At 68.1% G+C, this 19,031-nt stretch carries 19 protein-coding genes; 10 read left to right on the top strand and 9 right to left on the bottom strand.

The features are described from left to right. Window positions 1–14: 14 nt before the first annotated feature. The 8 genes from PQI23_RS03865 to PQI23_RS03830 all read right to left on the bottom strand — a co-directional run bounded on the left by PQI23_RS03865 (window position 15) and on the right by PQI23_RS03830 (window position 7,058). Window positions 15–1,067 (bottom strand): extracellular solute-binding protein, encoded by a 1,053-nt coding sequence (locus PQI23_RS03865; RefSeq protein ID WP_339971707.1) that lies wholly within the window; start codon window positions 1,065–1,067, stop codon window positions 15–17. Between the two features lie 77 nt (window positions 1,068–1,144). Beyond that, window positions 1,145–1,777 carry a helix-turn-helix domain-containing protein gene (locus PQI23_RS03860; protein ID WP_339971705.1) on the bottom strand — a complete coding sequence of 211 codons (633 nt, stop codon included), beginning with the start codon at window positions 1,775–1,777 and terminating at the stop codon, window positions 1,145–1,147. Window positions 1,778–1,948: 171 nt separating this feature from the next. After that, window positions 1,949–2,146, bottom strand: coding sequence for a hypothetical protein (locus PQI23_RS03855; RefSeq protein WP_339971703.1), 198 nt, complete (start codon window positions 2,144–2,146; stop codon window positions 1,949–1,951). Window positions 2,147–2,579: 433 nt separating this feature from the next. Continuing rightward, window positions 2,580–2,876, bottom strand: coding sequence for an MTH1187 family thiamine-binding protein (locus tag PQI23_RS03850; RefSeq protein ID WP_339971702.1), 297 nt, complete (start codon window positions 2,874–2,876; stop codon window positions 2,580–2,582). Between the two features lie 45 nt (window positions 2,877–2,921). Further along, window positions 2,922–4,451 carry a DHA2 family efflux MFS transporter permease subunit gene (locus PQI23_RS03845; protein ID WP_339971700.1) on the bottom strand — a complete coding sequence of 510 codons (1,530 nt, stop codon included), beginning with the start codon at window positions 4,449–4,451 and terminating at the stop codon, window positions 2,922–2,924. A gap of 31 nt (window positions 4,452–4,482) precedes the next feature. After that, on the bottom strand, window positions 4,483–4,899 hold the full coding sequence (locus tag PQI23_RS03840) for a cytidine deaminase (RefSeq protein ID WP_339971698.1): 417 nt from the start codon (window positions 4,897–4,899) through the stop codon (window positions 4,483–4,485). A 117-nt stretch (window positions 4,900–5,016) separates the two neighbouring features. Next, the gene (locus tag PQI23_RS03835) at window positions 5,017–6,156 is read right to left on the bottom strand and encodes an ABC transporter permease (protein ID WP_339971696.1); all 1,140 of its coding nucleotides are present in this window, start codon (window positions 6,154–6,156) and stop codon (window positions 5,017–5,019) included. Further along, window positions 6,153–7,058, bottom strand: coding sequence for an ABC transporter ATP-binding protein (locus PQI23_RS03830; RefSeq protein WP_339971694.1), 906 nt, complete (start codon window positions 7,056–7,058; stop codon window positions 6,153–6,155). The genes PQI23_RS03835 and PQI23_RS03830 overlap by 4 nt, the downstream gene beginning before the upstream one ends. A gap of 150 nt (window positions 7,059–7,208) precedes the next feature. On the opposite strand from PQI23_RS03830, the gene PQI23_RS03825 reads away from it, so the two are divergent. From PQI23_RS03825 to PQI23_RS03815, 3 genes are read left to right on the top strand one after another with little or no spacing between them, the layout of a single operon-like run. Then, a complete protein-coding gene (locus tag PQI23_RS03825; protein WP_339971692.1) occupies window positions 7,209–8,510 on the top strand; it encodes a sensor histidine kinase in 1,302 nt (433 codons plus the stop codon). A 26-nt stretch (window positions 8,511–8,536) separates the two neighbouring features. Further along, the gene (locus tag PQI23_RS03820) at window positions 8,537–9,343 is read left to right on the top strand and encodes a response regulator transcription factor (protein ID WP_339971690.1); all 807 of its coding nucleotides are present in this window, start codon (window positions 8,537–8,539) and stop codon (window positions 9,341–9,343) included. Window positions 9,344–9,390: 47 nt separating this feature from the next. Beyond that, on the top strand, window positions 9,391–9,729 hold the full coding sequence (locus PQI23_RS03815; RefSeq protein ID WP_339971688.1) for a DUF3817 domain-containing protein: 339 nt from the start codon (window positions 9,391–9,393) through the stop codon (window positions 9,727–9,729). A 298-nt stretch (window positions 9,730–10,027) separates the two neighbouring features. On the opposite strand, the gene PQI23_RS03810 is transcribed toward PQI23_RS03815, so the two are convergent. Continuing rightward, the gene (locus PQI23_RS03810; RefSeq protein ID WP_339971686.1) at window positions 10,028–11,041 is read right to left on the bottom strand and encodes a LacI family DNA-binding transcriptional regulator; all 1,014 of its coding nucleotides are present in this window, start codon (window positions 11,039–11,041) and stop codon (window positions 10,028–10,030) included. A 230-nt stretch (window positions 11,042–11,271) separates the two neighbouring features. On the opposite strand from PQI23_RS03810, the gene PQI23_RS03805 reads away from it, so the two are divergent. From PQI23_RS03805 to PQI23_RS03775, 7 genes are all read left to right on the top strand, one after another. Continuing rightward, window positions 11,272–12,801 (top strand): sugar ABC transporter ATP-binding protein, encoded by a 1,530-nt coding sequence (locus PQI23_RS03805; RefSeq protein WP_339971684.1) that lies wholly within the window; start codon window positions 11,272–11,274, stop codon window positions 12,799–12,801. Continuing rightward, window positions 12,798–13,829 carry an ABC transporter permease gene (locus PQI23_RS03800; RefSeq protein ID WP_339971682.1) on the top strand — a complete coding sequence of 344 codons (1,032 nt, stop codon included), beginning with the start codon at window positions 12,798–12,800 and terminating at the stop codon, window positions 13,827–13,829. The genes PQI23_RS03805 and PQI23_RS03800 overlap by 4 nt, the downstream gene beginning before the upstream one ends. Further along, window positions 13,826–14,896, top strand: a complete 1,071-nt coding sequence (locus PQI23_RS03795; RefSeq protein WP_339971680.1) for an ABC transporter permease — start codon at window positions 13,826–13,828, stop codon at window positions 14,894–14,896. Before PQI23_RS03800 ends, PQI23_RS03795 begins: the two co-directional genes overlap by 4 nt. 87 nt (window positions 14,897–14,983) lie before the next feature. Further along, entirely contained in the window at window positions 14,984–16,027 is a 1,044-nt protein-coding gene (gene rhaS / locus PQI23_RS03790; RefSeq protein WP_339971678.1) for a rhamnose ABC transporter substrate-binding protein, read from the top strand. Window positions 16,028–16,164: 137 nt separating this feature from the next. Next, entirely contained in the window at window positions 16,165–16,518 is a 354-nt protein-coding gene (locus PQI23_RS03785; RefSeq protein ID WP_339971676.1) for an L-rhamnose mutarotase, read from the top strand. 30 nt (window positions 16,519–16,548) lie between these two features. Then, window positions 16,549–17,718 carry an L-rhamnose isomerase gene (gene rhaI / locus PQI23_RS03780; RefSeq protein ID WP_339971674.1) on the top strand — a complete coding sequence of 390 codons (1,170 nt, stop codon included), beginning with the start codon at window positions 16,549–16,551 and terminating at the stop codon, window positions 17,716–17,718. A gap of 233 nt (window positions 17,719–17,951) precedes the next feature. Continuing rightward, on the top strand, window positions 17,952–18,953 hold the full coding sequence (locus PQI23_RS03775) for a LacI family DNA-binding transcriptional regulator (protein WP_339971672.1): 1,002 nt from the start codon (window positions 17,952–17,954) through the stop codon (window positions 18,951–18,953). Window positions 18,954–19,031 lie beyond the last annotated feature (78 nt).

Below are 19,031 nucleotides of genomic sequence, written 5' to 3'. Positions count from 1 at the left end.
CTCCTTCGTGGCGATCAGCCGCGGAGGAACTCCTGCCAGCGGTCATTCACTTCCTGGTAGTTCGTCACGTACCACTCGAAGTTCATGTTGGCGAGCTCCTCGCGGTTCTCGGGGTAGTCAGCGAGGGTCTCCGCGATCTCCGGCTCGATGTAGTCGAACGATTCGGGGTTGGGCACCGAGTAGCCCAGGGCCTGCCCCCAGTTCGCCGCCGCCTCGGGGTTCGTAGCGATCCACTCGATGAATTCCCAAGCCTCTTCGGAGTGCGCCGACCCTTCTGCGACGTTCCAGAAGCCGGGGTTGTAGAGCCCCTCCTCCCAGTGGATTTCGAGGTTGGTCATGTCTTCTGCAATGGCATATGCGCGGCCGCTGTAGCCGACGCCCATGTCGGTCTCGTTGGTCGACATCACTTGCATGTACTGGTCGCCGCTGTTCCACCAGGTGCCACCTGCTGCCTTGAACTCCTCGAGCTTCGCGAACGCGCGGTCGAGATCGATTTCGTGCGTGGTGAGATCCTCCGGGGCGACGCCCGAGGCGATCTCGGCGAGGCTCAGGTTGACGAGCGGCGAGGTCGAGATGCTCGTCCGCGAGCCTGGGAACTCCGCTGTATCGAAGAGCTCGGTCGTGTTCTGCGGACAAGCCGCAACCGCATCAGCGTTGCACGCAGTGATGTAGCCGAGGATCGACCAAGTGATTCCGAAATCCGTTACCGCGTCTTCGGGCAGCGCCTCGGTGATGCGCTCCTTAACGGAGTCGGGCATCTTCTGGATGAGACCCTTGTCATACGCGATATACGCGTCGGGAGCCGAGGTGGAATCGAGCAGATCCCATTCGACGTTGTTCGCCTGGTTCTGAGCTTCCAGGCTCGCGACGTACTTGCCGGGTGCATCGACGATCGTCACGTCGTAGCCGGTCTCCTCCACGAAGGGATCGACCAGATACTCCTGGGTGGCGGAGGTGAAGGGATCACCCCAGCTCGCGATGACGAGTGAGACATCTTCGCGGCTGCCGCCCGCGCCGCCGGTAGCTTCGCCGCCGTTCGAGCACGACATCAGACTGAGAGATGTCACAGCAGCAAGTGCGACCACTCCGCCGAGCCTCAGCTGCCTCTGAATCTTCCTTGATTTCATTGCGCTTCACGCCTTTCTTAATGGGTGTGCTGTGGGAGGAAAGTAGGTTGATGCGTCGACTTCTTTGCCTGGAGCGCCACGGTCGAAACGGCCCCGTGCGCTCCGGGTGGGCTGACGATCCAGAGCACCTGGGCTGTCTCCCCACCGGCATTGACCACACGGTGCGGGGTCTCCGAGTGGTACGCAAGCGAATCGCCGTTGTCGAGCAGGTGCCGCTCATCCCCGAGCTCGACGCCGACACAGCCGCTAAGTACCAGGAGCAACTCCTCGTGGTGGCCATGCGCGTACTGCTCATCGCCTGTGGAGCCACCGGGCTCGAACGCGACCGCGAGCGCCTCGAATCGGCCGAGCCCTCGGGAACTGACGATGGTCTTGGTCGCGCGATCCCCGAACGGCATGAGCGGCCGCTCCGCGTTGCGTACGACGGCCGAGTACCCTTCGCTGCCGACGACGCCGAAGACATCATGAATGTTCATGCCGAGCGCTTCTGTGATCAGTCGAAGCGAGCTGATACTCGCCTGGGTGTGCCCGCGCTCGAACTGACTGAGGAAACTCTGCGAAAGCCCCGTTGCAGCAGACATCTGCTGCAGGGTCATGGCAGCGGCGCGGCGCATGCGCCGAATCACCGATCCGAGGTCTTCCTTGCCCATATGCCTTGCCTCACTGCAGAGCCCAACGTGAACGCGACGTGGATGACTCTACATCATGAGTGAAGTTTTCTACAGCATAAATTCATTTCCTTTCACACACCGCGAGATGGGTTGCGCGTCAGCGCAGGAGAAGGGACGACAACAGTCGCAAAGTGAATGAGCACTGAATTTTTATTCAGTATGAACGCATTCCGCTCCCGCTCGCGCGGTCCATAGACCGCGCTGTCTGCTCTCGTCATAGCCGAAGAGCTGCGATATCGGCAGACCACCGCCGATCGCGATAAGAGGAATGTCGAGCAGCACCCGCAGCGCATGGCGGCGATGCGCAGGGTCGCCTGGCTGACGCACGATCAGCCGCATCTCCTCCACGGCAGGCATGCTTCAGCGCAATATGCAGAGGCCGAGCATCAAGAACGCCATACCGGGGCTTCGGAGCATCGAGTCGACGGCGCACCCCGGGTGACGGGACCTATGAACTTCCGCCGGGGACCCCGCTGTACTCGGTCGCATCGCTGGCCTCCTGGACGGCAGCGCAATGCTGGAGTGCGATCCGCCGATCCTCGGGAGGAGCGCCGTCGGAACAGCTCCGGAAGTAGATTGCGCAGGGCCCGCAGTCGGCAAACGCTCGCAGCGCCGAGAAGCCCGATCCCGATCAGCCCGAGTGACGCGATGCCGACACCGTCAACGGCCACCCGCTGAGTCATCACGGGGACGTTCTGAAGGTTTGTGATCCGTCGAAGCCTGCCGTCGCCACCAGACGGCCGCAGCACGCGATGCGAATAGCTTCACCGCCTGGCGCAGGCTACTCCTCGATCGCCGCCTCCAACCGCTCCAGCTTCCCGTCGAGCTCGCCCGCGAAACCGGGGCGGATGTCGGCCTTCATCACGAGCGATACGCGTGAGCCGAACGGCAGCACGGCCTCGGTCGCGCGCTTCACGACGTCGAACACCTCGTCCCACTCGCCCTCGATCTCGGTGAACATGGACGAAGTGCGGTGCGGCAGCCCCGAAGCGCGCACCACCTTCACGGCCTCGGCGACGGCGTCCGATACGGAGGCGTCGCCCGTGCCCGACGGTGCGACGGAGAATGCGAGGATCATGCGGGAGTTCCTTTCACTGAACGGCGGGTAGGCACCAGCGAGGCATCACGCCTCCGACGGCACCTCGATGGGGTTGGTGGTGGTCTTCTGCGGGCGGCGCGCGAACCAGAGCGAGACGATCGCGCCGAGCAGGATCGCCGCGACCGGCAGCAGCATGGACTGCCCCATCGCGGCGGCGAACCCGTCGCGCGCCGCCTCCGGCAGCTGACCGTCACCCATGCCGGCCTCGCCGCTGGCAGCGCCCGCGGCACCGGCACCGCCGCCCGCACCGCCCAGCTCGGCGGCGATGCGCGACTGCATCAGAGCTGCGATCGCGGCCGAACCCAGCACGGCGCCCACCTGGCGCGAGGTGTTGTACACGCCCGATCCGGCGCCCGCGAGCTGCGGGGCCAGGCTGAACGTGGTGATCGATGCGAGCGGCCCCCACATGCAGGCGTTCGCCACCCCGAGCACCGCGCTGGGTACGAGCAGCAGCCAGAGCGGCGTCTCGGGCCGCAAGAGGAAGAAGTAGAGGAGCATGCCCGCGGCCACGAGCGTCAGACCGAACGTTGCGATGCGTCGCGGATCGGTGCGGTCGATGAGCAGGCCGACCGGGCGGGCGAGCCCCGCCGACAGCAGCGCCATGGGCACGAGCATCAGTGCCGACTGCGTCGGGGTGAGCCCACGCACGAGCTGGTAGTAGAACATGAGCGGCAGGCCCATGCTGGTGACGGCGAGGCCCACCGTGACGATGGTGCCCGTGCCGACGGAGAAGTTGCGATCCCGGAAGATCTCGAGCGGCAGCAGCGGCTCGCCGCGCTGCACGCGCTGCCAGACGACGAACAGCGCCAGCACGATCGCGCCGGCGATGATGAGGCTCCACACCGAGATCGGCCCCCAGATCACGCCCCATTCGTAGCTCTCGCCCTCCTGGATGCCGAAGACGAGCATGAACATGCCCGCGGCGCTCAACAGCACGCCGACCCAGTCGAAGTGGTGCGCGTGCGTGTCGAGGCGGGGCACGAACCGCATCGCGAGCACGAAGCCGATGATGCCGACCGGCACGTTGATGAAAAAGATCCACTCCCAGCCGAAGCCGTCGAGCAGCACCCCGCCGAGAATCGGACCGACGAGCGTGGCGACGCCCGCCGTGATACCCCAGACGGCCATTGCCGACCCGCGGTTGCGGGGCGAGAAGATGCGCGTGATCACCGCCATGGTCTGCGGCGTCATGAGCGCGGCGCCGAGCCCCTGGAACACGCGCGCCACGATGAGCGCCTCGATGGTGCCCGACATGCCGCACGCGAGTGACGACAGCGTGAACACGGTCAGCCCGACGAGGTAGATGCGGCGCGGGCCGAAGCGGTCACCGAGACGCCCGGTGATGAGCAGCGGCACCGCATAGGCGAGCAGATACGCGCTCGTCGCCCAGAGCGTCGCCACCATCGTCGTGCCGAGACCCTCCATGATCGAGGGGTTCGCCACGGAGACGATCGTGGTGTCGACGAGGATCATGAAGAAGCCGAGCACCAGCGACCAGAGGGCGGGCCACGGGCGGATCTCGGGCTTCGAGGAGGCGGGGGTCTGGGAGCTCACTCGAGAAGACTACTCCTGGCCTCCGACACGGCTAGGGGGTAGCGGCGGGCAGCTCCGACGGCCCGAAACGCTCGGGCAGGAGCTCGTCGATGGTGCGGATCCCCGCAGGCGTCTGCAGGTGCATCCCTGGGGCGGCGGCCTCCGCGAGCAGCTGTCGGCAGCGCCCGCACGGAGTGATCGGCTGCCCGTTGCCGACGCAGGCGAACGCGACCAGACGCCCGCCCCCGCCGAGGTGCAGCTGCCCGATCATCGCGCACTCGGCGCAGAGCGTGACGCCGTAGCTCGCGTTCTCGACGTTGCAGCCGGTGATCACTCGACCGTCGTCGACGAGCGCGGCGCAGCCCACCGCGTACCCGGAGTACGGGGCGTACGCGTGCTCCGCTGCGGCGAGCGCGGCAGCAGTGAGCGCGGTCCAGTCGATGTCGGTCCAGACGGGTTCGGCGGCCATGCATCCAGCGTATCCGGGCGGCAGGTGCGCTGCGGGCCACGGGCGCAACGTGGACACGGACGCGGGAACGCCCGGGGCGCGAGCCCCGGGCGTTCCGATCCTGCACTGCTCTCGCCGCTAGTCCTTCATCGCGTCGCGCAGCTTGACGCGCACGCCCGTGCGCAGAATCGAGTTGCTGTAGATGCGCGACCCGATCCAGATGACGACCGCGATCGTGGCGACCAGGATGCCGAGCGAGAGGATCGGCTCCCACCACTCGGCGATGCCGAGGTAGAGGCGCATCGGCATCGCGTTCGGCGCCGAGAACGGAATGTAGCTCATGATGCCGAGGGCCTGCGGGTTGTCGTTGAAGAAGATGATGGCGAAGAACGGGATCATCACGAGCATCATCACGGGGCTCGTCACCGATCCGATGTCCTCCTGCCGCGATACCAGCGCCGCGGCGGTCGCGTACATCGCCGCCAGCAGCACGAACCCGAAGGAGAACAGAATGCCGAACCAGATGAGCGAGGTGCCGAGCTCCCCGAGCAGCAGATCCTGCCCCGTGGCGAGCATGCCCACCGATGCGAGCGCGAGGATCGCGATCACCGTGCCGAGTGCGAGGATGCTGTTGCCCACGATCTTGCCGGCGAGCATGGTGCGGGCCGAGACGGTGGCGAGCAGGATCTCGACGATGCGGGTCTGCTTCTCCTCCACCACGCTCTGCGCGATCGTCGTGCCGAAGGTCAGCGCGGTCGTGTAGAAGATGGTGCCGAACGCGAACGCGATGATGTACGCGAGCAGCGGGTTCGTGCCGAGCGGTTCCAGCAGCTCGACCGCGGGCGCCGCTGAGAGCGCCTGCACGAGGTCGCTCGGAGCGCTCTCGAGGGCGACCACCGTGAGATCGAGCGGTGTATCCCCGCCCGGGACGATCGCCGCCTCGACGTCGCCGTCGCGGACGAGCTGCTCGGCCTCAGCGCGATCCGACGCTTCGGTGACGTCGAACCCGGCCGACTCGAGTGCGTCGCCCTGCGCGCTGCTCGACCCCGCGACGGTCGCGACCTGCGTGGGGCTGCCGAACCCGCCGCTCTGGGAGATGAGTCCGCTGATCACGACGCCGCCCAGCACGACGAGCAGGAGAATGCCCGTCGAGATGAGGAACGCCTTGCTGCGCAGACGCGTGGTGATCTCGCGCTCGGCGACGAGCCACGCGCCCTGGGCTCCGCCGATCGGACGCGACGCGGATCGCGAGGACTGGGTGGTGAGTGGAGCGGTCATCGCACGACCTCCTTGAAGATCTGAGCCAGTGAGGGGGTGATGGGGGCGAAGCGCCGCACCGAGGTGCCCGGGGCGCTCTGCTGCACGGCGCGCGCGAGCACGGCCTGAGCCGCCGCGGCGTCGGGGGCGTCGAAGCGGGCGAAGCCGCCGTCGAGGGTCGTGACCTCGATGCCGGGCTGGTCGCGCACCCACCCGGCGTCGGCCGCGGGCCCCTCCAGCTCGAGCTCGAAGCTGCTGCCGGCGTGCTGCGCGCGCAGACCCTCGCGGGAACCGGAGGCGAGGATCCTGCCGTCGCCGATCACCACGACGTCGTCGCAGAGCCGCTCGACGATGTCGAGCTGGTGGGAGGAGAACAGCACCGGCACGCCCTGGGCCGCGTAGTCGCGGAGCACCGCGAGCACGACCTCCACCGCCATGGGGTCGAGGCCGGAGAACGGCTCGTCGAGCACCAAGGCCGACGGCTCGTGCACGAGCGCCGCCGCGATCTGGGCGCGCTGCTGGTTTCCGAGCGAGAGGCTCTCGAGGGTGTCGGTGCCGCGCTCGCCCAGGCCGAGCCGCTCGATGAGGTCGCCGGCGGATTTCTTGGCGGCCGCCGCGCTCATGCCGTGGAGCCGCCCGAGGTAGACGAGCTGCTCGAGCACCTGCATCTTGGGGTAGAGCCCGCGCTCCTCGGGCATGTAGCCGAAGCGCGCGCGGTCGGCCGGGGTGAGGGTCGCGCCGTCGAGGCTCACCGTGCCGGCGTCGGCGGAGAGCACCCCGAGAATGATGCGCATGGTGGTGGTCTTGCCCGCGCCGTTGCCGCCGACGAAGCCGGTCATGCGACCGCCCTCGACCGTGAAGCTCACGTCGTCGAGCACGCGCCGCTCGCCGAAGCTGCGGGTGACGCCTGCGATGTCGATCATCTCGATCCCTTCTGTCGTGTGCTTCCAGCATGACCGGGGCGCGGGCCGGGCCGCTTCCCCCTCCGGGTGGATCCGCGTGCTCGATCGGCGGATCGATCCTCCCCCTGACGGCGGAGGCGCAGTGTCGGCGGCACGCCCTACGCTGGTCTCATGCACGATGACGCGGAGTGGAGCAGGCCGAGCCCGGGTCGCAGCGGGCTGCGCGCCGACGCCGGGCTCGCGCTCGTGCTCGCGATCGCTTCGGTGACGACCGCATTGCTGTATGCGCGCACCGGCATGTATCCCGGGGCGGCGGAGCCCTGGGTGTGGGCGGTCGGTCTCGGGCTCGCGACTCTGCCGCTCGCGCTGAGGCGCCGGTACCCGGTTCCGGTCGCTCTGGTCGTCTCCGTCGGATTCTTCGTCTGCGGTCAGTTCGGCGTACCTGAAGTGCTGATCATCAACATCTGCCTCTTCATCGCGCTGTACACGGTCGGGGCATGGGAGCGCCGCCGCGGCCTGGCACTCTGGGCGCGCCTCGGCATCGGCGTCGCCATGATCGTCTGGCTGGTGATCACCCTGATCATCGCCTCGTCGAGCAGCGACTACTTCGAGGGCATCTCGCGATCCGGCATCTTCTCCGCGTACGCCACATATGCGGTGATCCAGATCATCACGAATCTGCTGTACTTCGGCGGTGCGTACTTCTTCGGCGAGCGCTCGTGGAACGCGGCCCGCAATCAGGCGCTGCTCGAGGCGCGAGGGCGCGAGCTCGAGCTCGAGCGGCAGACGAGCGCCGCGCAGGCCGTGGCGCTCGACCGGCTGTCGATCGCGCGCGAACTGCACGACGTGGTCGCCCATCACGTGTCGGTGATGGGCATCCAAGCCGCCGCTGCCCGGCGCAGTCTCGAGCGCGACCCGGCTCGAGCGGCTGAAGCGCTCACCGTCGTGGAGGAGAGCGCGGGAACGGCCGTCGATGAGCTGCGACGGCTCGTCGGCACGCTGCGCGATCCCTCGAAGGAGGCGTCGGCGCCGACCACCATCGGCCTGGCCCATCTCTCCGCGCTCGTCGCGGAGGCGCAGAGCTCGGGAACGCCGACGACGCTCATCGTCGCCGGCGAACCGCGACCCATCCCGATGCTCGTCGATGTCGCGCTCTACCGGGTCGTTCAAGAGGCGCTGACCAATATCCGCAAGCACGCCGGGCGCGGCGCGACCGCAGAGGTGCGCCTCCGTTTCGGGGAGGAGTCGGTCGAAGTGGAGATCTCCGACGACGGCGTGCGGCAGGAGCTCGCGCAGCGATCGCGCGGCTCCGGTCTCGGTCTGCGCGGCATGCGCGAGCGCGTTGGGGCCGTCGGCGGCACCGTGCAGGCGGGGCGCCGGGAGCGCGGCGGGTTCCTCGTGCGTGCCGCCGTGCCCGTCGCACCCGTTTCTTCCGGCTCTCCCGCCTCTCCCACGGCCGCTCCGGTCGGCTGACCCCGCTTCCACTCCGAAAGGTGCCCATGATCCGCGTACTCCTCGTCGACGACCAAGCACTGGTGCGCTCGGGCTTCCGCATCATCCTGGAGTCGGAGCCCGACATCGAAGTGGTCGGCGAAGCTGAGAACGGCGAGATCGCGGTCGCTCTCGCAGTCGAGCTGCGCCCCGACGTGATCTGCATGGATGTCGAGATGCCCGTGCTCGACGGGATCGAGGCGTCGCGTCGCATCCTCGCGCCGGGCTCCGCGGCGGGGGCCCCGGCGGTCGGCAGCGGGGCGACGGGTGCGACCACGAACAGCGCGGCAGCGGACGGAGCGGCAGCGGACGGGGCGGCAGCGGACGGGGCGGCAGCGAGCAGCGCCCCTGCGATCCTCGTGCTCACCACATTCGGGCATGAGCGGTACCTCTTCGACGCGCTCGCGGCGGGCGTCAGCGGGTTCCTGCTGAAGACCGCGCGCGCGGAGCAGCTCATCGACGCCGTGCACTCGCTCGCAGCGGGCAACGCGCTCCTCGGTTCAGATGTGACACGCGCCGTGATCGAGCGGGTGTCGGCGAATTCGCCCGCGAACGCTGCGGCGCCGACCGGGCACGGCGATCCGGAACCGATCACAGTACCCGATGCGGCGGCCGCCGCAATGGAGGCGGCGGGTCTCACCGAGCGCGAGCGGGAGGTGCTCGCCCTCGTCGCGGAGGGGAAGTCGAACGGCGAGATCGCAGCAGCGCTGTTCCTCGGCGAGGCGACGATCAAGACCCACGTCTCGAACCTGCTGCAGAAACTCGGGGTGCGCGATCGCATTCAGGCGGTCGTCTGGGCGCACACCCGTTCCTGACCGACGTCCACGGAAATCGCGCAGGGCGCATCGATAGGATGCGGCACATGACGAACGCTTCGGGAATCGGTCGCGCCTACGCCTGGATCGCATTCGTGGAGGCCTTCACCTGGGCCGGGCTGCTGGTCGGCATGTTCCTGAAGTACATCACCGAGACCACTCCTGTCGTCGTCACGATCTTCGGGTCGCTGCACGGCGCCGCCTTCATCATCTACGGCCTGGTCACCATCGCCGCCGCGATCAAGCTCCGGTGGTCGTGGTTCGTCGCGCTGCTCGCGCTCGCGGCCTCGATCCCGCCGCTCTTCACCATTCCCATGGAGATCTGGCTGCGCCGCACCGGCCGCCTGGCTGCGCCCGAGCCGTCCGCGGCGGCCGCCGTCGCCTGACCGCCGCAGCCCCGCACCCGCACCCGCACCCCGCGCCGCCCGCCCCACCCCCTCGTTGATTCCGAAGCGGGGTCACTTCTCGTGCGTGTCGCACATCCGACACGCACTGAAAGTGACCCCGCTCGCTCGGTTAACCGGGGCACGGCGGAGCGGGGTCACTTTCGGAGCGTGTCGGGCGTCGTGGATGGCGCGACACACTCCCGAAGTGACCCCGCTCGCAGATGGTGGGGTGCGGTGGGGTGCGGCGAGGTGCGGTGGGGGTGAGGCGAGGCGAGGCGAGGGCGGCGCAGCGTAGGCGTCAGGCGCCCGCGACCGTCGAGGCGCGCACCACCAGTTCGGGGGTGAACTCGATCTGCTCGCGCGTCGCATCGGCGCCCGCCTGCGCCTCGGTGAGCAGCAGCCCCACAGCCGTCGCGCCGATCTCCACCGCCGGCTGCCGCACCGAGGTGATGGGCACGACTGCCGCGCTCGCGAAGTCGATGTCGTCGTAGCCGATGAGGGCGATGTCCTCGGGCACCCGCAACGATCCCGTCATGACGAACGCCTGCAGCACGCCCATCGCGAGCAGATCGTTGGCCGCGAAGACGGCGTCGGGCCTGCGGTCGGCGGGGAGGGCGAGAATCTCCTCGGCGATCCGGCGCCCCTCGAGCACGCTCAGGGCCTGAGTCTCCCGTACTTCGAGCGTGGCGTCCGCGACCTCAGCCACGACCGATCGGGCGCCGTTCAGGCGGTCGGAGACCTGCTTGATGCCGATCGGGCCGCCGACGAACGCGATACGGCGCCGCCCCTGCTCGAGCAGGTGACGCGCGGCGATGCGGCCGCCCTCGACGTCATCCACCGACACCGAGGAGAACGATCGGTCGCTCGACCCGCGGTCGACGAGCACGACGGGGATGCCGGCGTGCCGCAGTTTCCAGAGCTGCGTGAGGTCGGTGTCGACGGGCGAGATGAGCACGCCGGCGACGCGATGCTCCTCGAACATCTCGAGGATGCTGTGCTCGCGCTCGGGCGAATCATCGCTGCCGCCCATCAGCACCGTGTATCCGTCATCGATCGCACGCCGCTGCGCTCCGTACGCCAAGTCCATGAAGAAGGGGTTGCGGGTGTCGAGTACGACGAGCCCGAAGCTGGTGCTGCGCCCCGCGCGCAGTTGCCGAGCCGCATCGTTGCGCACGAAGCCCAGCTGTTCGATCGCCTGCGTCACGCGCGTGACGGTGGCCGCGGCCACGATCTCGGGGCGGTTGAGCACGTTGGAGACCGTCCCCACCGACACCCCCGCCTCGCGCGCGACGTCGCGGATGCTCGCTGCCATGGCGTGATCCCCCACTCCGGATTCGGAAAGCTCTGCGTTTCGGAGCAGTCTACCGATCGCATCACCGTTTTGAAACGCTTCAATAACGACTGCGAAACCGTCTCGACATCGACTTGACGCATTGCTGACTCGCGCCATAAACTCGCCTCAATCGCGATTGAAACGATTCACAGTCAGAATCGCGCACCGCCCCGAGATGCCCTTCCGATGGCAGGAAGTCCGTGAGTTCAATGAAGAAACCACCCTCCGGTGAACCGCTGCTCGAATTGCGCGGCGTCGCCAAGGCCTTCGGCCAGGTGATCGCCCTGCGCGACAGCACCCTCGCACTCTACCCCGGATCCATCCACGCGCTCGTGGGCGAGAACGGCGCCGGCAAGTCGACGCTCGTCAAGATCATCGCCGGCCTGTACCGGCGCGACAGCGGGGACTTCCGCTACGACGGCGAGACGGTCGACTTCTCCACGACCGCCGAGTCGAAGGCGGCGGGCATCGCGGTCATCTACCAGGAGCCGACACTGTTCCCTGACCTCTCGGTCACCGAGAACATCTTCATGGGCCGCCAGCCGCGCGGGCGCTTCGGGCGCATCGACCGCGGTGCCATGCGCGCCGAGGTGGAGTCGCTCTTCGCTCGGCTCGGCGTCGCCATGGACCCGGATCGCACGGCCGACGGCCTCTCGATCGCCGACCAGCAGATGATCGAGATCGCGAAGGCCATCTCGCTCGACGCCCGCGTGCTCATCATGGACGAGCCCACCGCGGCGCTCTCGGGCGTCGAGGTCGACCGCCTCTTCCAGGTCGCCCGCGCACTCCGCGACGAGGGCCGCGCGCTCGTCTTCATCTCCCACCGCTTCGACGAGGTGTTCGCGCTGTGCGACACGATCACGGTGATGCGCGACGGCAGCTACGTGTCGACCCGCGCCATCAGCGAGACCGACCCCGACAGCGTCGTGGCCGAGATGGTCGGGCGCGAGATCACCGACCTCTTCCCGAAGCTCGAGACCGAGGTCGGCGAGCCGCTGCTCGTCGTCGAGGGCCTCACCAGCCCGGGCGTCTTCTCCGACATCAGCTTCACGGTGCATGCGGGCGAGATCGTCGGCCTCGCGGGCCTGGTCGGCGCGGGACGCAGCGAGGTCGCGCGCGCCGTCTTCGGCGTGGACGCCTACCGCAGCGGCACCGTCACGGTGGCTGGCACGCGGGTGCCGGGGAGCAAGCCGACCGCAGCGATGCGCGCGGGCCTCGCGCTCGTGCCCGAGGATCGTCGCAAGCAGGGGCTCGTGCTCGATTCGAGCGTCGGGCGCAACACGACGTCGGTGATCCTCGACTCGCTCGCGAAGCTCGGCATCGTCACCACCGGCGCGGAGAATCGCGCCGCGCGCCCCTGGTCGGAGAAGCTCGAGGTCAAGGCGAACGCGCTGTCCACGATCGCGGGCACCCTCTCGGGCGGTAATCAGCAGAAGGTCGTGCTCGCCAAATGGCTGGCCACGGATCCGCGCGTGCTCATCATCGACGAGCCGACGCGCGGCATCGACGTCGGCACGAAGTCCGAGGTGCATCGTCTGCTGTCGACGCTCGCGAGCCAGGGCATGGGCGTGCTCATGATCTCGAGCGAGCTCCCCGAGGTGCTCGGCATGGCAGACCGCGTGGTCGTCATGCACGAGGGGCGGATCACCGCCACCATCGACCGCGACGACGCGACGCAGGAGAACGTGATGCGCGCCGCGACCCACAGCTCGAGCACGGAATCGGAGCACGCCGCATGAGCGCCACGACCTTGAATGCCCCCAGCGTCGGCTTCGGCGCGATCGTCGGGCGCCTCACGCGGGCGCGCGAGGCGAGCATCCTGCTCGCGGTGCTGCTCGTCGTCGCGGCCGCCACGATCAAGAACCCCAACTTCCTCTTCTCGACCGACGGCTACCGCGACCTGTGGCTGACGCCCTCACTGCTGCTGCTCGTCGCCGTCGGCCAGGCCGTCGTGCTGATCACCCGAAACGTCGACCTGTCGGTCGGGTCGATCCTCGGCCTGAGCGCGTATCTCACCGGCCGTCTCTTCATCGACATGCCCGGTCTCCCCGCCATCGCCGTCGTCGTGATCGCGATCGTCTTCGGCGGTCTGCTCGGCCTCATCAACGGAGCGCTCGTCGCCTTCGCGAAGGTGCCGGCGCTCGTGATCACGCTCGGCACCATGTACGCCTTCCGCGGCATCAACGTGCTGTGGACGGGGTCGGATCGCATCAACGCCTCCGACATGCCCCGCGGGTTCCTCGCACTCGGCACCGCCCAGGTGCTGACGATCCCGGTGCTCACCATCATCGCCGTGATCGTGCTCATCGCGGTCGCCTGGTGGATGAAGAACACGCGCGGCGGCCGCGAGTGCTACGCCATCGGATCGGACCCCGATGCCGCTCACCTCTACGGATTGCCCGTCACCCGCCGCGTGCTCACCGCGTTCGTGCTCTCGGGCGCCCTGTCGGGGTTCGCCGGAGTGCTGTACGCCGCGCGCTACGGCACGATCAATTCGCAGGCCGGTGCCGGCTGGGAGTTCGACGCGATCGGCGCAGCGGTGATCGGCGGCGTCGCGATCTTCGGCGGAGTCGGATCAGTGTGGGGCGCGGCGATCGGCGCAGCGCTGCTCATGACCATCAACCGCGCGCTCCCCGTGCTCGGCGTGCCCGACTTCTGGCAGCGCGCCGTGGTCGGCGTGCTCATCATCGGCGCCATCGTGCTCGACCGCGTGCTCTCGCTCCGGCAGCACCGCAAACTCATCGAAGAACGGGAGACGCAGCGATGACCGCTCAGACCACCGTCACCACCTCAACGACCAGCCTGCGTCGCATCGCCGACTACGACCGGCCGCTGTGGCAGCGCCTCTTCCTCACCCGCGAGAGCGCGATCATCGCCCTCGTCGTCATCGTCGTCGTCTTCGCGAGCATCGTGGTCCCGAACTTCGGCAGCAAGATCACGATGACCTACCTGCTGCTCGACATCTTCCCGATCCTCATCATCGCGCTGCCGATGACCGCGATCATCGTCACGGGTGAGATCGACCTCTCCGTCGCGAGCATCGTCGGCCTCTCGAGCGTGCTCACGGGCGTGCTCACCCAGGCGGGCGTGCCGTTCGGGCTCACCATCGTGCTGGCGCTCGCGGCGGGCCTGGTCGCGGGCCTGATCAACGGCTTCCTCATCACGGCGGTGGGTCTCCCCTCGCTCGCGGTGACCATCGGCACGCTGGCGCTCTTCCGCGGCATCGCCGTCGGCCTGCTCGGCACCACCGCCGTCACCGAATTCCCCGAGTTCTGGACTGACCTCGCGAAGGAGAAGATCGGCTCGACCGGCATCCCGGTGGTCATGATCCTCTTCGTCGTGCTCGCGATCGCCTTCGCGATCCTGCTGCACTTCACCAAGTTCGGCCGCGGCGTCTTCGCGATCGGCCTCTCGCCCGAGGCGGCCCGCTTCTCGGGCGTCGACGTCGCACGCACCAAGATGCTGCTCTACGTGCTCAGCGGTGCGGTCTCGGCTCTCGCCGGCATCTACTTCACGCTCCGCTACGGCAGCGCACGCGGCGACAACGCCACGGGGATGGAGCTGCAAGTCATCGCGGCCGTGCTGCTCGGCGGCGTGTCCATCTTCGGCGGCCGCGGCGCCCTGCACGGGGTCATCGCCGGCGTCGTGCTGATCGGGGTGCTCGGCAGCGCCCTGCGCCTCGCGAACGTCACCTCCGACGTCATCAACATCATCACCGGAGCGCTGCTCATCGGCGCCGTCATCTCGACCAGCGTGATCGCCGCGGTGAAGAACCGGCGGAGAACCGGGAAGAAGCTGCAGATCGCCGGCGCGCGCGCCGCGACCACGGCGTGAGGCCCGGGCGAGACGCCCTCCAGAGAACTTCCACGACCACCCACACCAGTCCCCGCACCGCGGGGTGATGAAAGGAAACAACGAACGATGTGGTTCCAGAACAATAAGAAGAAGGCCGGCGCGGTGCTCGCGCTGGCGGCGAGCGCGGCTCTGCTGCTCTCGAGCTGCTCGGGCGGAGATGCCGGAAACGGCGGGTCCGAGGGCGGATCCGAGGGAGGCGGCGCGAGCATCACCTTCCTGCCGAAGAACCTCGGCAACCCGTACTTCGATGCGTCGCGCACCGGAGAAGAGGCCGCCGCCGGCGAGTTCGGCGGCGAGTTCACCGAGGTCGGCCCGACCGAGGCGACGCCCGACGCGCAGGTGAGCTTCATCAACACCGCGACCCAGCAGGGCGCAGCCGCCCTCGCCGTCGCGGCGAATGACCCGCAGGCCATCTGCGACGCGCTGAACGAGGCGCGCGACAACGATGTCAAGGTCGTCACCTTCGACTCCGACACCAACCCCGAATGCCGCGACCTGTTCATCAACCAGGCCGACGCCGCGGGCATCGCCAAGGCGCAGGTCGACATGATCGCCGAGCAGATCGGCGGCGAGGGCCAGATCGCGATCCTCTCGGCCGCGGCCAACGCGACCAACCAGAACGCCTGGATCGACCTCATGAACGAGGAGCTCGAGGCCAACCACCCCGACATCGAGGTCGTCGAGACCGTCTACGGCGATGACGACGACCAGACGTCGTTCGACAAGACCGCCGCGCTGCTGCAGACCTACCCGGAGCTCAAGGGCATCGTCTCGCCGACCACCGTCGGCATCGCCGCTGCCGCTCGCTACCTCTCGACCTCCGATGCCAAGGGCGAGGTCGCGCTGACCGGTCTCGGCACCCCCAACCAGATGCGCGAGTACGTCGAGGACGGCACCGTCACCGAGTTCGCGCTGTGGAACCCCGAGGAGCTCGGCTACCTGACCGCCTTCGCCGCCAACGCGCTCGCCACCGGTGAGATCGCGGGCGAGGAGGGCGACACCTTCGAGGCCGGCGACCTCGGCGAGTACACGGTGGGCGCGGACGGAGAGGTCGTGCTCGGCGAGCCGACCCGCTTCAACGCGGACAACATCGACGACTTCGACTTCTAAGTCGTCGCTGGGCGGGGATCCTGATCCGATCCGAATGCATCAGGATCACGGTCAGGATCCCCACCACTCGCTTTCTGCCGCCCCCGACCCACACCCCGACCACCGCCCCCCTCACCCGCGACCCCTCGGAGAATCCCATGCGAGTCTGCTTCCAGATGCAGGTCAAGCCCGACCGCCTCTCCGAGTACGCCGAGCATCACGCGGCCGTCTGGCCCGACATGCTCGACGCGATCGCCGATGCGGGACGTCGCAACTACTCGCTCTTCCTCCGCCCCGACGGCCTCCTCATCGGCTACTACGAGACCGATGACGACGCGTCCGCCCAGCGAGCACTCGAAGCCGACCCGCGCACCGCCGCGTGGGAGGCGAAGATGGCCGACTACTTCGTCGCCTCGACCGGCCGCCCCGACCAGGAGGCCCCCCGACTTTCCGAGGTGTTCAACCTCGAAGACCAACTCGCGCGCCACCACGCGGGCACGAATCGCGCATAGCGCAGCACCACACAGAAAGCGCACATCACCATGAGCACCCAGCTGACTCCCGAAATCCTCAGCGCCCTCGAACAGCAGGCCGTCGAGGTCCCGTCCTGGGCCTACGGCAACTCGGGCACGCGGTTCAAGGTCTTCGGCACGCCGGGCACCCCGCGCGATCCCTTCGAGAAGATCGCCGATGCCGCAGAGGTCAATCGCCACACCGGCCTCGCGCCGACGGTCGCACTGCACATCCCGTGGGATCTCGTCGACGACTTCTCGGCGCTCCGCTCGCACGCCGAGGATCTCGGGGTGCAGCTCGGCACGATCAACTCCAATACGTTCCAGGACGACGACTACAAGTTCGGGGCACTCACGCACGAGGACCCCGCGATTCGCCGCAAGGCCATCGATCACCACCTGCAGTGCATCGACGTCATGGACGAGACCGGGTCGCGCGACCTGAAGATCTGGCTCGCCGAGGGATCGAACTACCCGGGCCAGGCAGACATGCGCGGCCGGCAGGATCGCCTGCAGGAGTCCCTCCAGGAGATCTACGCACGCCTCTCCGCCGACCAGCGACTCGTGCTCGAGTACAAGTTCTTCGAACCCGCGTTCTACCACACCGATGTTCCCGACTGGGGCACCTCGTACGCGCAGGTCGTCTCGCTCGGCGAGCGCGCCATGGTCTGCCTCGACACCGGCCACCACGCCCCCGGCACCAACATCGAGTTCATCGTGATGCAGCTGCTGCGCCTCGGCCGACTCGGTTCGTTCGACTTCAACAGCCGCTTCTACGCCGACGACGACCTGATCGTTGGAGCCGCGGATCCGTTCCAGCTCTTCCGCATCCTCGTCGAGGTCGTGCGCGGCGGCGGGCTGAACAATCCCGATGTGGCGTTCATGCTCGATCAGTGCCACAACGTCGAGGAGAAGATCCCCGGCCAGATCCGCTCCGTGCTCAACGTGCAGGAGATGACGGCCCGCGCCCTGCTGCTCGACCGCGACGCGCTGGCCGGTGCGCAGCGCGCGGGCGATGTGCTCGGCGCGAACGCCATCATGATGGACGCGTTCTACACCGACGTGCGCCCGGCGCTCGCCGAGTGGCGCGAGTCGCGGGACCTCCCCGCGGACCCGATGGCCGCGTACGCCGCCTCGGGCTACCAGGATCGCATCAACGCCGACCGGGTCGGCGGCGCCCAGGCCAGCTGGGGCGCGTAGGGATCTCCTCCCTCGCCACCCCCACCCCATATGCGAGCGGGGTCACTTTTCGTGCGAGTCGGCGGCTCGACACGCACGAAAAGTGACCCCGCTGCGGTTCTTGGGGTGGGTGAGCGGTTGACGCGGTTACCGCGGATCTGTGGCGGCGATAGCGAGCTCTGGGCGAACAGCTTCGCGTCTCACGATAGGATCGTTCAATGAACCATCCTCTTCACTGCACCGGGCGGTAGCACGTGGTGACTATTCGAGACGTCGCCCGCCTCGCAGGGGTGTCCTCGGGAACCGTGAGCAACGTGCTCAACCGCCCCTCCTACGTGCGCGCTGACACTCGTGAACGGGTGCAGCGCGCCATCTCCGAGCTCGACTTCATCCCCGATCAGCGATCGCGTCAGTTCCGCCCTGGTCGCACGCGAACCATCGGCATCACCGTCGCCGAACTCGGAAACCCGTTCTTCGTGGATGTCGCACTCGGCGCCGAAGCGGTGTGCCGGGAACGCGATCTCGGAGTGGTGCTCTGCAACAGCTCGTACGATCCGCAGTTGGAGTCCCAGAATCTCGACCTGCTCGTGCAGCAGCGGGTTCAGGGCATCATCATCTCTCCAGTGGATGAGCGGAGCTCCCGCCTCGACATGCTGAAGGATCGCGGCGTGCCGATGGTATTCGTGGATCGCGTTGGAGACGACCGCGACGTGTGGTCCGTGGTGATCGATGACCGCGAGGGCGGACGGCTGGGCGCTCGACATCTGGTCTCGCGGGGGCATCGGCGCATCGCGTTCCTCGGGCACCCGCACCGCTCCCCCAAGGTGAGGTCGCGGTACGAGGGCGCTCGCGAGGTCGTGCATCGATCGGACGGAGACATCACCCTCGAAGTCGTGACCACGGCATCGTGGACCGTGGACGAGGGCCGGCGCCTTGGGGCTGCCCTCGCGGCGCGCCCGCACGACAAGCGCCCGAGCGCGGTGATCTGCGCGAACGACATGCTCGCACTCGGCCTCATCCAGGAGCTCGTGCGCTGCGGCTTGCGCGTTCCCGACGACATCGCAGTGGTCGGTTACGACGACATCGAGTGGGCGTCCATCGGAGCGGTACCGCTCACTACCGTCGCACAGCCCAGGGAGCGGTTGGGCCGCACGGCGGTCGAGATGATGATCCAACTCATCGACCGACCGGGCCCGCTTCCGCAGGCCAACCACATCGTGCTCGCTCCCGAACTGGTCGTGCGCTCCTCCACCTGACCGGGGGACGATCTCGCAGCAAACTGATCGGGGGGCCATTTGACAGCAAAGGAACGGGCCCCGCTGCACAACGCGGGG

Source organism: Leucobacter sp. USCH14 (assembly GCF_037619215.1).
Taxonomy (GTDB): domain Bacteria; phylum Actinomycetota; class Actinomycetes; order Actinomycetales; family Microbacteriaceae; genus Leucobacter.
Note: the sequence above shows the minus strand (reverse complement) of the source record. Positions and strands in the feature narration are given on the sequence as shown.

Bases quoted from the DNA above. Each gene is read 5' to 3' on its own strand.
- PQI23_RS03835 (WP_339971696.1), bottom strand. From the start codon at position 6,156: ATGACCGCTCCACTCACCACCCAGTCCTCGCGATCCGCGTCGCGTCCG.
- PQI23_RS03800 (WP_339971682.1), top strand. From the start codon at position 12,798: ATGAGCGCCACGACCTTGAATGCCCCCAGCGTCGGCTTCGGCGCGATC.
- rhaS (WP_339971678.1), top strand. From the start codon at position 14,984: ATGTGGTTCCAGAACAATAAGAAGAAGGCCGGCGCGGTGCTCGCGCTG.
- PQI23_RS03825 (WP_339971692.1), top strand. From the start codon at position 7,209: ATGCACGATGACGCGGAGTGGAGCAGGCCGAGCCCGGGTCGCAGCGGG.
- PQI23_RS03840 (WP_339971698.1), bottom strand. From the start codon at position 4,899: ATGGCCGCCGAACCCGTCTGGACCGACATCGACTGGACCGCGCTCACT.
- rhaI (WP_339971674.1), top strand. From the start codon at position 16,549: ATGAGCACCCAGCTGACTCCCGAAATCCTCAGCGCCCTCGAACAGCAG.
- PQI23_RS03830 (WP_339971694.1), bottom strand. From the start codon at position 7,058: ATGATCGACATCGCAGGCGTCACCCGCAGCTTCGGCGAGCGGCGCGTG.
- PQI23_RS03815 (WP_339971688.1), top strand. From the start codon at position 9,391: ATGACGAACGCTTCGGGAATCGGTCGCGCCTACGCCTGGATCGCATTC.
- PQI23_RS03810 (WP_339971686.1), bottom strand. From the start codon at position 11,041: ATGGCAGCGAGCATCCGCGACGTCGCGCGCGAGGCGGGGGTGTCGGTG.
- PQI23_RS03820 (WP_339971690.1), top strand. From the start codon at position 8,537: ATGATCCGCGTACTCCTCGTCGACGACCAAGCACTGGTGCGCTCGGGC.
- PQI23_RS03860 (WP_339971705.1), bottom strand. From the start codon at position 1,777: ATGGGCAAGGAAGACCTCGGATCGGTGATTCGGCGCATGCGCCGCGCC.
- PQI23_RS03785 (WP_339971676.1), top strand. From the start codon at position 16,165: ATGCGAGTCTGCTTCCAGATGCAGGTCAAGCCCGACCGCCTCTCCGAG.
- PQI23_RS03805 (WP_339971684.1), top strand. From the start codon at position 11,272: ATGAAGAAACCACCCTCCGGTGAACCGCTGCTCGAATTGCGCGGCGTC.
- PQI23_RS03850 (WP_339971702.1), bottom strand. From the start codon at position 2,876: ATGATCCTCGCATTCTCCGTCGCACCGTCGGGCACGGGCGACGCCTCC.
- PQI23_RS03795 (WP_339971680.1), top strand. From the start codon at position 13,826: ATGACCGCTCAGACCACCGTCACCACCTCAACGACCAGCCTGCGTCGC.